Annotated in this window: 11 protein-coding genes; 9 read left to right on the top strand and 2 right to left on the bottom strand. The window is 65.2% G+C overall.

Annotation, left to right across the window (positions count from 1 at the left end):
- Positions 1–38: 38 nt before the first annotated feature.
- A complete protein-coding gene (locus tag NKJ34_RS03030; protein ID WP_253736777.1) occupies positions 39–323 on the bottom strand; it encodes a DUF5779 family protein in 285 nt (94 codons plus the stop codon).
- Between the two features lie 344 nt (positions 324–667).
- Here NKJ34_RS03030 and NKJ34_RS03025 point away from each other — a divergent pair, with 344 nt between their 5' ends.
- The 6 genes from NKJ34_RS03025 to leuD all read left to right on the top strand — a co-directional run bounded on the left by NKJ34_RS03025 (position 668) and on the right by leuD (position 7,801).
- Positions 668–1,864, top strand: a complete 1,197-nt coding sequence (locus tag NKJ34_RS03025) for a LeuA family protein (RefSeq protein WP_253736985.1) — start codon at positions 668–670, stop codon at positions 1,862–1,864.
- A gap of 345 nt (positions 1,865–2,209) precedes the next feature.
- On the top strand, positions 2,210–3,976 hold the full coding sequence (ilvB, locus tag NKJ34_RS03020; protein ID WP_253736776.1) for a biosynthetic-type acetolactate synthase large subunit: 1,767 nt from the start codon (positions 2,210–2,212) through the stop codon (positions 3,974–3,976).
- A complete protein-coding gene (ilvN, locus tag NKJ34_RS03015; protein ID WP_253736775.1) occupies positions 3,973–4,674 on the top strand; it encodes an acetolactate synthase small subunit in 702 nt (233 codons plus the stop codon). Before ilvB ends, ilvN begins: the two co-directional genes overlap by 4 nt.
- A 23-nt stretch (positions 4,675–4,697) precedes the next feature.
- On the top strand, positions 4,698–5,705 hold the full coding sequence (gene ilvC / locus NKJ34_RS03010) for a ketol-acid reductoisomerase (RefSeq protein ID WP_253736774.1): 1,008 nt from the start codon (positions 4,698–4,700) through the stop codon (positions 5,703–5,705).
- A 30-nt stretch (positions 5,706–5,735) separates the two neighbouring features.
- Positions 5,736–7,196, top strand: a complete 1,461-nt coding sequence (gene leuC, locus NKJ34_RS03005; RefSeq protein ID WP_253736773.1) for a 3-isopropylmalate dehydratase large subunit — start codon at positions 5,736–5,738, stop codon at positions 7,194–7,196.
- A complete protein-coding gene (gene leuD / locus NKJ34_RS03000; RefSeq protein WP_253736772.1) occupies positions 7,196–7,801 on the top strand; it encodes a 3-isopropylmalate dehydratase small subunit in 606 nt (201 codons plus the stop codon). The genes leuC and leuD overlap by 1 nt, the downstream gene beginning before the upstream one ends.
- A gap of 50 nt (positions 7,802–7,851) precedes the next feature.
- On the opposite strand, the gene NKJ34_RS02995 is transcribed toward leuD, so the two are convergent.
- Positions 7,852–8,256, bottom strand: coding sequence for a DoxX family protein (locus NKJ34_RS02995; RefSeq protein ID WP_253736771.1), 405 nt, complete (start codon positions 8,254–8,256; stop codon positions 7,852–7,854).
- Between the two features lie 478 nt (positions 8,257–8,734).
- Here NKJ34_RS02995 and NKJ34_RS02990 point away from each other — a divergent pair, with 478 nt between their 5' ends.
- From NKJ34_RS02990 to NKJ34_RS02980, 3 genes are all read left to right on the top strand, one after another.
- Positions 8,735–9,718: an isocitrate/isopropylmalate family dehydrogenase gene (locus tag NKJ34_RS02990; protein WP_253736770.1), complete on the top strand. Its 984-nt coding sequence runs from the start codon at positions 8,735–8,737 to the stop codon at positions 9,716–9,718.
- Between the two features lie 69 nt (positions 9,719–9,787).
- Entirely contained in the window at positions 9,788–10,897 is a 1,110-nt protein-coding gene (locus NKJ34_RS02985; protein ID WP_253736769.1) for an FIST signal transduction protein, read from the top strand.
- Positions 10,894–12,768 carry a PAS domain-containing sensor histidine kinase gene (locus NKJ34_RS02980; protein WP_253736768.1) on the top strand — a complete coding sequence of 625 codons (1,875 nt, stop codon included), beginning with the start codon at positions 10,894–10,896 and terminating at the stop codon, positions 12,766–12,768. Before NKJ34_RS02985 ends, NKJ34_RS02980 begins: the two co-directional genes overlap by 4 nt.
- Positions 12,769–12,806 lie beyond the last annotated feature (38 nt).

The following is a 12,806-nucleotide window of genomic DNA, read 5'->3' as shown; positions in this document are numbered from 1 at the left end:
TGAAGGTGCCGAACGGGCTTAAAAACAGGGCTCCGGGCTCAGAGCCGGTCGGTGTTGATCTGGATCTCGGCGGGGGTGACGACCAGAAACTCCCGGAAATGCATGAGCTCGCCACCCATGTCCTTGACCTCGCGAGCGAAGCCGGCCGCCAGCGTGTTGAGATCGCCCTCGACCGACAGCACGAGGATGTTGCCCTGTCTGACTGCCTGTACCCACTCGTCGGCCGGCGTCTCGCCGTTGAGGACGCCCAACACGACCTGGTCGCTCGGCAGATCCCCGAGTTCGGCCTCCGCGTCCCGCAGATCGAGGTCGAAATTGCTCATACTCCCTCGTTATCACCGGGGACGAAAAGCGTTCGGACGACTCACGCCCCGGTTTCGCGGTCGGCTACCGGCTCCGACGTCCGACTGGTGTAACACTGTCGACCGATACGGTGGACCAGCGTTGTCGAAACCAATATATAAATACACGATTGATTGGGACGATGGGTTCCCACCGTTGCCGGACACAGAGGCCGGAAGACGCGTAGCGGGGCTGAAATCGGTCGTTACAGTCAACCAGTTCCGGTCGACGGACAGTCACCCGACCGGTTGAAACGGTGGTTTTATATACACAGTCGACCTTGCGATGAAGTACATGTCTCACAACGACACGGAGGACTCGTCGGATTCCCCGGCGGATCGAGTTCTTCGAGGGCACATTAGACAGCACTGACGAAATAGAGTCAGTACGAATTTTCGACACGACGCTGCGTGACGGCGAGCAGTCGCCACGTACCTCGTTCGACTACGACGACAAACGCGCCATCGCCGAGCTGCTCGACGAGATGGGCACCCACGTCATTGAGGCAGGGTTCCCCGTCAACTCCGAGCCGGAGTTCGAGGCGGTCTCGGATATCGCGGCGGCGACCGATGCGACGACCTGTGGCCTCGCCCGGGTGGTCGACAAGGACGTCGAGGCGGCGATCGACGCGGGCGTTGATATGGTTCACGTCTTCGTGAGTACGAGTGACGTCCAGCTGCAGGACTCGATGCACGCGAGCCGCCAGGAGGCGATCGATCGGGCGGTCCACTGCGTCGAGATGGTACGGGATGCAGGCCTGGAGGTCATGTTCTCGCCGATGGACGCCACGCGGACCAACAAGGCGTTCCTCGTCGAAGTCGTCGAGGCGGTCAGCGAGGCCGGCGTCGACTGGATCAACATTCCCGACACCTGTGGGGTCGCGACCCCCTCGCGGTTTGCGGATCTCATCAGGCTGGTCGGCGAGCACACCGACGCACGGATCGACGTCCACACCCACGACGACTTCGGGCTGGCAAGCGCCAACGCCATGTCTGGCTTCGAGGCCGGTGCCCACCAAGCACAGGTCTCGGTCAACGGCATCGGCGAGCGCGCCGGCAACGCCGCCTACGAAGAGGTCGTCATGTCGGCCGAGAGCCTCTACGACGTGAACACGGGGATCGACACCACCCGGATCACGGAACTGGCTCGCTTGGTCGAAGAGAAGTCGGACATCCCGATCCCGGTGAACAAGGCGGTCGTCGGCCGCAACGCCTTCGCTCACGAGAGCGGGATCCACGCCGCTGGCGTGATGGAGAACACCGACACCTTCGAACCCGGCGTGATGACCCCCGAAATGGTCGGTGCCTCCCGGGAGTTCGTCCTCGGGAAACACACCGGCACCCACTCGGTCCGCAAGCGGCTGGTCGACAGCGGCTACGACCCGACCGAAAGCCAGGTGCGGGCGGTGACCAAGCGGGTCAAGGAGTTCGGTGCGGAGAAACAGCGTGTCACCGACGCGGCGATCCAGCGGTTCGCCGAAGAGGTCGGTGTCAAGCGGGAACCCGAGGAGGTCCGAACCTGATGGCCTCCGCCGGGATCGTTTCCGACGGTGAGCGACAGCGCTCTTCAGCGCCGCGCCGCCGGACACGTAAGTATTATAATGACAGACGTTGTTCGCCCAGATACAATGCGACAGCCGATCCGCGCTCCCGGTCTGCAAGCCCGTGGAGCGGTCGCTGTCGACGGCATCGGTATTGTAGGGGCCAACTAGCCCCTTTTCCACTTTTCCCCACCGAGCCGAACCGACCATCCAGCATACCCGACGCGGGAGCCGACAACCCCACCACCAGACAATGACCAGTACACACACAGCCGAGCCGAGACGCACAGCCCACTCGAGCGCCTATCGACCGACAGGAGCCCACCAATGAGCGACGCAAGCCAGACGACGGCCGATCCGGAGGCCGACGAACCGACCGAGACGGCCGACGAAACCGAGTCCGCCCCCGTCACCGACGGGTCGACTGCGATCGTCCGCGCGCTGGAAAACGCGGGCGTCGAACATGCCTTCGGCGTGCAGGGCGGGGCGATCATGCCCGTCTACGACGCGCTGTGGGATTCGGATATCGAACACGTCACGATGGCCCACGAACAGGGCGCGTCGCACGCCGCCGACGCCTACGGGATCGTCGCGGGCGAACCCGGGATCGCGCTGGCGACGTCGGGCCCCGGCGCGACCAACCTCGTCACCGGAATCGCCGACGCCAACATGGACTCGGATGCGATGGTCGCGCTGACCGGGCAGGTCCCCAGCGACATGGTCGGCTCCGATGCGTTCCAGGAAACGGATACGACGGGCGTCACCATGCCGATCACCAAACACAACTGGTTCGCCAACTCCGCCGACACCATCGGCGACACCGTTGGCAACGCCTTCGCGCTGGCCGACTCCGGCCGCCCCGGTCCGACGCTGGTCGACCTCCCGAAGGACGTCAGCTTTGAGGAGACCGACGTCGAACCCGGCGAGCCCGAACTCCCGGCCGGCTCCGAGCCGCCGACGACGGCCGACTCCGAGAACGTCGCCGCGGCCGCTCGCGCCATCGAGCGGGCGGAAAAACCCCTCCTGCTACTGGGTGGGGGCGTCATCAAGGCCGAGGCCACCGAGACCGCCCGCGCGTTCGCGCGCGATCACGGGATTCCGGTCGTGACGACGATGCCCGGCATCGGCACGTTCCCCGAAGACGACGAGCTGTCGCTGTCGTGGGCCGGTATGCACGGCACGGGGTACGCCAACATGGCGATCACGCATACCGACTGCCTGATCGGCGTCGGCACCCGATTCGACGACCGACTCACCGGCGGTATCGACACCTTCGCCCCCGAGGCCGAGGTCGTCCACGTCGACATCGACCCCGCCGAGATCAGCAAGAACATCCACGCCGACTACCCCTGTATCGGCGACGCGGGGGCGGTCCTCGATCAGCTGACCGACGAGATCGACCACGAGCCCGACGCACGGGAGTGGCGCGAGCAGTGCCAGACGTGGAAACAGGAGTTCCCGATGGACTACCCGGTCGACAAGAACGCGCCGCTCCGGCCGGAGTTCATTGTCGAGGCCTTCGACGAGGCGACCGCCGACGACACGGTCGTCACCACCGGTGTCGGCCAACACCAGATGTGGGCCTCCCAGTACTGGACCTTCACCGAGCCCCGCACGTGGGTGTCGTCCCACGGGCTGGGGACGATGGGTTACGGCCTGCCGGCGGCGGTCGGCGCACGGTTCGCGGCCGACGACGACCAGGACGTCGTCTGTTTCGACGGCGATGGCTCGTTCCTCATGACGATCCAGGAGCTGTCGGTCGCAGTTCGGGAGAACCTCGATATCACCGTCGCGGTGCTCAACAACGAGTACGTCGGGATGGTCCGGCAGTGGCAGGACGCCTTCTTCGAGGGTCGACACATGGCCTCCGAATACAACTGGATGCCGGAGTTCGACAAGCTCGCCGAGGCGTTCGGAGCCTGTGGCTGGCGCGTCGACAACTACGACGAGGTCGCCCGCGCAATCGAGGAGGCACTCGCGTATGAGGGGCCATCGGTGATCGACTTCCACATCGACCCCGAGGCCGACGTCTACCCGATGGTCGCAAGCGGCGCACCCAATGGAAAGTTCGCACTCACGGAGGACCAACTATGAGCGAGAACACACGCGGCCTGCAAGGGCCACCACCGGAGGAACGGCCACACCCGGACGGACGGCGAAATAGTCAAGGGATTCGGATCGATCCCGAGGTTGAGGCCGAACCCGACACTCGGACGGCGCTGGTGTCGGCGCTGGTCGAACACGAGCCGGGCGTGCTGGCCCGCGTCTCGGGGCTGTTCAGCCGTCGACAGTTCAACATCGAGAGCCTCACCGTCGGCCCGACGACCGTCGAGGGCAACGCGCGGCTCACGCTGCTGGTCGAGGAGACCGAACCCGGCATCGACCAGATCAAAAAGCAGTTGGCCAAGCTCAAACCCGTGCTGTCGGTCGGCGAGCTCGAAGACCGGGCGATCCGGTCGGAACTCGTCTTGCTGAAGGTCAACGGCGACGAACCCGACAAGGTTCAGGCGATCACCGAGATGTACGACGGCGAGACGCTGGATGCCGGCCCGCGGACGATCACTGTCCAACTCACCGGCGAGTCCGAGGAAATCGAGGACGCGATGGATGCCTACCGGCAGTTCGGCATCATCGAGGTCGCCCGGACGGGGCCGACCGCGCTCTCCCGCGGTGATCGACCGACGACCCCCGGCGAGAAGCCCGCTGCGGAGGCGACACTCGGGGTTCCGGCCACCGACGGCGGCGACGAGCCGGCCGACGACGCCGAGAGTCAAGCCGAAACCACCAACTAAGAGGGGCGTCTCATCGCACATACATGGCAGACGAACTCGACGCGACGATCTACTACGACGACGACGCAGCGCTCGACTATCTCGACGACACGACGGTAGCCGTCCTCGGCTACGGGAGCCAAGGCCACGCCCACGCCCAGAACCTCGCCGACAGCGGGGTCGACGTGGTCGTCGGCCTCCGTGAGGACTCCTCCTCGCGCGCCGCGGCCGAGGCCGACGGCCTCGACGTCGCGACGCCGGCCGAGGCCGCTTCGCAGGCCGAGGTGGTTTCGGTACTGGTCCCCGATACGGTCCAGCCCGCGGTGTACGACCAGATCGAAGCCGAACTCGACGAGGGAGACACCCTCCAGTTCGCCCACGGCTTCAACATCCACTACAGCCAGATCGAGCCCCGCGAGGACGTCGACGTAACCCTCGTCGCCCCGAAATCGCCGGGCCACCTCGTCCGCCGGAACTACGAGGCCGACGAAGGGACCCCCGGACTCGTGGCGGTCTATCAGGACGTCACCGGCGACGCCAAGGAGCGTGCGCTGGCCTACGCGAAGGGTATCGGCTGTACTCGCGCGGGCACCATCGAGACCAGTTTCAGAGAAGAGACCGAGACCGATCTGTTCGGCGAGCAGGCCGTGCTGTGTGGCGGCGTCACGAGCCTCGTCAAACAGGGCTACGAGACGCTCGTCGAGGCGGGCTACAGCGAGGAGATGGCCTACTTCGAGTGTATGAACGAACTCAAACTGATCGTCGACCTCATGTACGAGGGCGGCCTCAGCGAGATGTGGGATTCGGTCTCCGACACCGCCGAGTACGGCGGGCTCACCCGCGGCGACCGGGTCGTCGACGACCACGCCCGCGAGCAGATGGAGGAAGTGCTCGAAGAGGTCCAAGACGGCACCTTCGCCCGGCAGTGGATCCTCGAAAACCAGGCCGGTCGACCGGGCTACCACCAGATCCGCGACGCCGAGAAGAACCACGAGATCGAGGCCGTCGGCGAGGAGCTGCGCGGGCTGTTCGCGTGGGCCGACGAGGAGTAAGACGCCGCAGAACGAATTCAAGGAATACAAATGAGCAACGGAACGCTGTACGACAAGGTATGGGACAAACACAAGGTAACCGAGCTGCCGAACGGACAGGACCAGCTGTTCATCGGGCTCCACCTCGTCCACGAGGTCACGAGTCCGCAGGCCTTCGGGATGCTCCGGGAGCGCGACCTCGATGTCGCCTATCCGGATCAGACCTTCGCAACGACCGACCACATTGCCCCCACTGAGGAGAAAAAGCGCCAGCGACCCCTCAAAGACGATCAGGCCGAGGAGATGCTGACCGCCCTCGAAACCAACACGAGCGACAACGGCATCACGTTCTTCGGCTTCGAGTCCGGCAAACAGGGAATTACCCACGTCGTCGCCCCCGAACTGGGCCTTTCCCAGCCGGGGATGACCGTCGCCTGTGGTGACAGCCACACGGCGACCCACGGCGCGTTCGGCTCGATCGGTGTCGGCATCGGCACCAGCCAGATCCGCGACGTGCTCGCGACAGGCTGCATTGCGGCTGACAAACAGAAGGTCCGCCGTATCAACGTCGAGGGCGAACTCGGCGAGGGCGTTTACGCCAAGGACATCATCCTGAAGATCATCCAGGATCTCGGCGTCGACGGCGGCGTCGGCCACGTCTACGAGTACGGCGGCGAGGCCATCGAGGCCCTCGATATGGAGGGTCGACTCGCGGTCTGTAACATGTCGATCGAGGGCGGCGCTCGCGCGGGCTACATCAACCCCGACGAGACGACCTACGACTACCTGAAGGGCCGCGAATACGTCCCCGAAGGCGACGAGTTCGAAGAGCGCAAGGAGTACTGGGAGTCCATCAAGTCCGATGAGGATGCTGAGTACGACGACGTCGTGACCGTCGACGCCGACGGGATCGACCCGCTGGTCACCTGGGGGATCAACCCCGGACAGGTCATCGAGATCAGCGACACGGTGCCGGAGCCCGACGACTTCGAGGCCCGGACTGATCGCGAAGCGGCCGAACAGGCGCTCGAACACATGGACATCGAGCCCGGCCAGTCGATGCTCGGCTACGATGTCGACGTCGCCTTCCTCGGGACCTGTACGAACGGCCGCGTCTCGGACTTCGAGGAAGCCGCGAAGATCCTCGAAGGCAACCAGGTCGACGAGGACGTGCGCGCGCTGGCGGTGCCCGGCTCGGAGTCGGTCCGCGCCGAGTGTGAGGCCCGCGGCCTCGACGAGGTCTTCATCAACGCCGGCTTCCAGTGGCGGCGCGCCGGTTGTTCGATGTGTCTGGCGATGAACGACGACGCCCTCGAAGGCGACGAGGTCTGTGCGTCGTCGTCGAACCGCAACTTCATCGGTCGACAGGGCTCGAAGGACGGCCGGACCGTCCTCATGAGTCCCGCGATGGTCGCCGCAGCGGCCGTCGAGGGGGAGGTCACCGACGCCCGAGAGTACCTCGACGACGAACCTGCTGGCAGCGCCAGCGGTGTAGGGGAGGCGGCGGACTGATGTCGGGCGAAAACCACATCACCGAGGTCGGCGGCACCGGCGTCCCGATCCCCGGCGACGACATCGACACCGACCAGATCCTGCCCGCCCGCTTCATGAAGGAGGTCACCTTCGACAACATGGCCGACTACCTCTTCTACGATGCGCGGCGGGACGACGACGGCGAGTTCAACGACCACCCACTGAACCGGTTCGAGGGTGCCTCGATCGCCGTCATCAACTCCAACTTCGGCTGTGGCTCCTCGCGGGAGCACGCCCCGCAAGCGATGATGCGCTGGGGCGTCGACGGGATCGTCGGCGAGTCCTACGCGGAGATCTTCCGCGACAACTGCAAATCTCTCGGCATTCCGGCCGTGACGACCGACCACGAAACGGTCGTCGAACTGCAGGAGTGGATCGAAGCCAACCCCGACGGCGAGATCGACATCGACGTCGAAAACGAGGAGGTCACCTACGGCGAGACGACGATCGACGTCGACATCGACCACGCGATGAAAGAGGCGCTGGTCGAAGGCATCTGGGATACGACCTCGCTGATGTACTCCAATAAGAGCAAGGTCGAAGCGACGGTCGACGGGCTGCCGTACGTCGAAGGCGACGACTGAGATCGGCCGTCCGGGTTGGTAGCTGCGGTTTCTTTTCAGTCGGTTTCGTATTAGCTGCCACTATCAGCGTCGGTATACCAGTAGGCCCAGAGAATCAACACACCCTGCAGCGGGAGCCGTCCCCACCGAGCGGCCGCCGAGGGATCGCCCCCGCCGATCCCCTCGACAGCGACCATCGAAGTCGCCATGTAGACGTTCGCCGGGAAGATCGCAACGAGTAGCGCGATCGTCGCCCACGCCGCATAGCGTCGCGTCCGTGGAATCAACACTCCGATCCCGACGGCGATCTCGGCGACACCGGAGAGATAGACCAACGCGAGCGGTGCGGGGAGTATCGGCGGGATGATCTGGACGTACAACTCCGGGACGACGAAGTGGAGAATCCCTGCGATGACGTAGCCCGGCCCCATCACGTAGAGCAGCGGGCGTTTGAACCGAGCCAAGCCAATGTTCATCTACCACGTGGTATGTCGACAGGCGTGAAGCGGTTTGGGGTGCGAATCGGCCGCTGGTAGATCCGGTCGTTTGATCGAGGACGAATTTTAGTGGATGGCGACAGCCGTCGAGGTCGACGCGGAAGACGAGGCCGCGCGGCGCGCGCTTGAAGCGGGATACGACGGTGAGTTCGGGCGGAAACTCCCGAACTCACCACGACATCGGCAGTGTGACCGAACCGGTCATTCCAAATCGTTACCACAGGCAGGACATTCGGTGCCCGTCGAACTCGGCGTCGGTCGGACGCTAAGCTGGCAGTGCTCGCACCACAGACGTCGCTCATCCGTTCCATCCGGTGTGTCGTGGGTCATACGTAGCGATAGCGCAGCCGCCTAACTAAAGAGTAGCATGGATGCGATTTACAGTTCTATTCAATCAGCAGCGGCGGTAGTCCATAGACATCGACATCCTCTTTTCAGTGCTATACAGACTGTGGGTATGACTCACCAGATCGCCGTCATCGAAGGCGACGGTATCGGGCAGGAAGTGATCCCGGCAGCCATCGACGTGCTCGAAGCGCTCGATCTCGATCTCGAATTCGTCGAGGGCGAAGCGGGTGACGCCGTCAAAGCCGACACCGGCGAGGCACTCCCCGAGGAGACCTACGACCTCGCGGCCGAGGCTGACGCCACGCTGTTCGGCGCGGCAGGCGAGACCGCCGCCGACGTGATCCTCCCGCTGCGGGACGCCGTCGACTCCTTCGTCAACATCCGCCCCGCCAAAGCCTACCCCGGCGTCGAGGCGGTGCGCCCCGAGACCGACCTCGTCTTCCTCCGTGAGAACACCGAAGGCGTCTACTCGGGCCACGAAGACGATCTCTCGGATGATCTGTCGACGCTGACCCGCGTCGTCACCACTTCGGCGTCCGAAAAGCTCGCCGAGTTCGCCTGCGACTACGTCGACGACAGCGACGCCCACGACGGGTTCAGCGTCGTTCACAAGGCCAACGTGATGCGGAAAACCGACGGCCGGTTCCGCGATGGCGTCGTTGGCGTGGCCGAGGACCGTGGCGTCGACACCGACGAAGTGCTGATGGACGCCTTCGCCACGCGGGTCTGTCTCGACCCCGAACAGTTCGACGTGATCGTCTGTCCCAACCTCGCGGGCGACGTACTGTCGGATCTCGCGGCGGGACTGGTCGGCGGCCTCGGCCTCCTGCCCTCGGCGAATATCGGCGACGACAACGCGCTGTTCGAGCCGGTCCACGGCACTGCCCCCGACATCGCCGGCGAGGGGATCGCCAACCCGTCGGCGACGATCCTCTCAGCGGCGATGCTGCTGGATCACCTCGGCTACAGCGAGGAATCCCAGCAGGTCGAGACAGCCGTCGAGGCGGTGCTGGCCGAGGGGCCGCGAACCGGTGATCTGGGCGGCGACGCCTCGACCGACGAGATGACCGACGCGATCGTCGACGCACTGTAAGCCGCGCTCCCCACGGTAAAGACATACCATCACAGTTATATTGTAGATTATCGTGAACAATCATAGGGTATGGAGGTAACGTACTGCTCGGACCCCGGTAAGGGGCTCGAACCGGCCCTCAGATCGACGGCCTCGTCGGCGTCGGTCGAGGGAGTGTTGCTCCTGTCGACGCCGGATCCGGCGGTGCGGTCGCCGGATTTCGAATCGGTGTTGGCCGCCGTCGAGACGCCGGTGTTCGGCGGCATCTTTCCGGAACTCGTCTATGAGGGCGAGCGGAGAAAGCAGGGCGCGCTGATCGTGGGACTGCCGTCGGAACCGGTGGTGACGACGGTGCCGTCGCTCGGCGACGACGCGGCGGCGTTCGGCGAGGCACTCGACGCTTCGCTGCCGGCGGCGGGGTACGAGACTGCCTTCGTTTTCGTCGACGCCCACGCGAGCGGGATCGAGTCGTTCGTCGACTCGCTGTTCCGCACCTACAGCGTCGAGTTGAACTTCCTCGGCGGTGGAGCCGGCACCCTCGAGGCCGACGACGAACCGTGTCTGTTCACCGACGAGGGGGTCGTCGGCGACGCGGCAGTCGTCGCCGCGATTCCCGAATCGATGGGAATCGGCGTCAAACACGGCTGGCAGGAGGTCGCCGGCCCCTTCCGGGTGACCGAGGCCGAGGGATCGACGCTACACACCCTCGACGGCGAGTCCGCGCTGTCGGTGTACAGCGACGTGGTCGACGACGCCACTGGAACGACTGTGAACCGCGAGAACTTCTTCGAGACCGCCAAATCATATCCGTTCGGCCAGACTCGGATGGACGGCGAACAGATCGTCCGCGATCCCTTCTCGGTCGACGCCGAGGGCGCGATCGACTGCTTCGGCGAACTTCCCGAAGGGGAGTTCCTTACCGTCCTCGAAGGCGACCCCGACTCGCTGGTTGCGGCCACCCGGACGGCTGCGGCCGACGCCCAAGCGGGCGTCGACTCCCCGGCGGGGATCGTCTGTTTCGACTGTATCTCGCGTGTGCTCTACCTCGAATCGGCGTTCGACCGCGAGCTGGCTGCGCTGACGGCCGACGAGCTGCCGGCCGTTGGTGCACTGACGATCGGTGAGATCGCCAACGACGGGACGGGCCATCTCGACTACTACAACAAGACCGCCGTCGTCGGCGCGATCGAGAGCCCATGACCGACAGACAACAGCGTATTCAGGCACTGTACGAGATCGCGCTGTCGATCGGACCCAAAGAGAGCCTCGAGGCCACCGCCGACGCGGCGCTGTCGGGCTATCTCAAAAAGCTCAATTGTTCGGTCGGGGCCATCTTCCAGCGGCTCCCCCACGGGGCCGACACCGACTACCCGATCGTCGCGTCGATCCCGGCCTCGCCGGGGACCAACGAGACGCTGGCGGCGGCCCGCGAGGAGTTTCCCGCGGCCGGGACCACCCATCGTGAGTTCGTCGACCGGCTGCCGATCGCCGGCGAGACGGCCGACGGCTCCCACTACTACATCCTGGAACTCCCGGAGTTCGGCGTGTTGGCGCTGGGCAAGCGCGGCGGCGAGATAGACCGGCTCACCCGGTCGGCGCTGGCCCCGCTCAACGAGAAGCTCGCGGAGGCCTGTCGGAGCCAGCTGATCGAGACACAGCTCCGGACCGAACGCAACCGGTTCGAGGCGGTGTTCGATGCGATCCCCGAACCCGTCGCCAACACCGTCGTCGAGGACGGCGTCGAGCGAGTGACGCGGGTCAACCGTCCCTTCGAAGAGACGTTCGGCCACAGCGAAGGGGCCGCACGTGGCCGGCCGATCGGGGAGCTCGTCGCCCCGCCGGCCGACCACCCTCGGGCCGACGGCGACGGGAACTCGGGAGCCGGCCCCACGGAGATCAGACGCGAGACCGCCGACGGCGTCGGCGAGTTCCTCTTCCGCCGGGTACCGGTCGACGCCGACGACGGGGAGTACATCCACCTCTACGTCGACATCACGGCCCAGAAACGGCGGCAACAGCAGTTCGAACGCTACGAACGGCTCGTCGAGAACCTCCCTATCGGCGTCTACCGGACCACCCCCGGCCCCGAAGGCGAGTTCCGGCTGGTCAACCAAGGGCTGGTCGACATCCTCGAGGGGAGTTCGAAGACGGACTTGGAGAAGCTATCCGTGACCGACATCTACGTCGATCCCACCGAGCGCAAGCAGTTCAGCGATCAACTGCTCGAACAGGGGTCCGTCGAGGGCGTCGAACTCCAGCTCCAGACGGTCGACGGCAACCCGATCTGGTGTGAGGTCTCCGGAATCGCCGTCGAGGAGGTCGGCGAGACGGTCTTCGAGCTGGCGCTGCAGGATATCACCGAGCGGAAGGAACGGCAACAGCAGCTGGCGGTGCTCAACCGGGTGCTTCGGCACAACCTCCGTAACGGGCTGAACGTGATCCGGGGGAACGCCGCCCTGCTGGCCGATGGGGTCGACGGGGAGCTTCAGAGCCACGTCACCGCCATCGAAGACCGGATCGACAGTCTCGAACAGCTCAGCCAGAAGGCCGGTACCGTCCGGTCGCTGTTCGATCAGGGCCGGGAGGTCAACTCGCGGTGTGATCTGGCCGAACTGCTCTCGGAGGTCGCCGACGACTTCGCCGAGCGCCACCCCGAGGCGACGCTGTCGGTCGACGAGGTCGACCCAGTGCACGTCCGGGCGGACGTCCGGCTGAAACTGGCGGTCCTGGAGCTGTTGGACAACGCGGTCGTCCACAACGACAAGCCGGTGCCGACTGTCTCGATCAGCGTCAGCGATTCGGAAAGCAAGCCCGGTGACGGCTGGGTCGACGTCAGTATCACCGACAACGGGCCGGGGATCCCCGAAGACGAGCGGCGGGCGATCGAGACCGGCGAGGAGACCCCGCTCCAGCACGGGACCGGACTCGGGCTGTGGCTGGTCTACTGGACGGTCTCGCTGCTCGGCGGCGATATCTCCATCGCCGACGTCCCCTCGGGGACACAAATCGTCTTGACGCTGCCACGGGCGCTCGAAACGACACGGGTCCAGCCACCGAACGCCGATTCCTGAGAGATGGGCCACCAAGTCATATAAACGACTGGCGACCG

Source organism: Halohasta salina (genome assembly GCF_024178165.1).
In the GTDB taxonomy this organism is placed as follows: Archaea; Halobacteriota; Halobacteria; order Halobacteriales; family Haloferacaceae; genus Halohasta; species Halohasta salina.
This window is presented reverse-complemented; position numbering and strand designations above follow the sequence as displayed.

Excerpts from the sequence above, each read along its gene's own strand:
- ilvC (WP_253736774.1), top strand. The coding sequence starts at position 4,698 with ATGGCAGACGAACTCGACGCGACGATCTACTACGACGACGACGCAGCG.
- ilvB (WP_253736776.1), top strand. The coding sequence starts at position 2,210 with ATGAGCGACGCAAGCCAGACGACGGCCGATCCGGAGGCCGACGAACCG.
- NKJ34_RS03030 (WP_253736777.1), bottom strand. The coding sequence starts at position 323 with ATGAGCAATTTCGACCTCGATCTGCGGGACGCGGAGGCCGAACTCGGG.
- NKJ34_RS02985 (WP_253736769.1), top strand. The coding sequence starts at position 9,788 with ATGGAGGTAACGTACTGCTCGGACCCCGGTAAGGGGCTCGAACCGGCC.
- leuC (WP_253736773.1), top strand. The coding sequence starts at position 5,736 with ATGAGCAACGGAACGCTGTACGACAAGGTATGGGACAAACACAAGGTA.
- ilvN (WP_253736775.1), top strand. The coding sequence starts at position 3,973 with ATGAGCGAGAACACACGCGGCCTGCAAGGGCCACCACCGGAGGAACGG.
- NKJ34_RS02990 (WP_253736770.1), top strand. The coding sequence starts at position 8,735 with ATGACTCACCAGATCGCCGTCATCGAAGGCGACGGTATCGGGCAGGAA.
- NKJ34_RS02980 (WP_253736768.1), top strand. The coding sequence starts at position 10,894 with ATGACCGACAGACAACAGCGTATTCAGGCACTGTACGAGATCGCGCTG.
- leuD (WP_253736772.1), top strand. The coding sequence starts at position 7,196 with ATGTCGGGCGAAAACCACATCACCGAGGTCGGCGGCACCGGCGTCCCG.
- NKJ34_RS02995 (WP_253736771.1), bottom strand. The coding sequence starts at position 8,256 with ATGAACATTGGCTTGGCTCGGTTCAAACGCCCGCTGCTCTACGTGATG.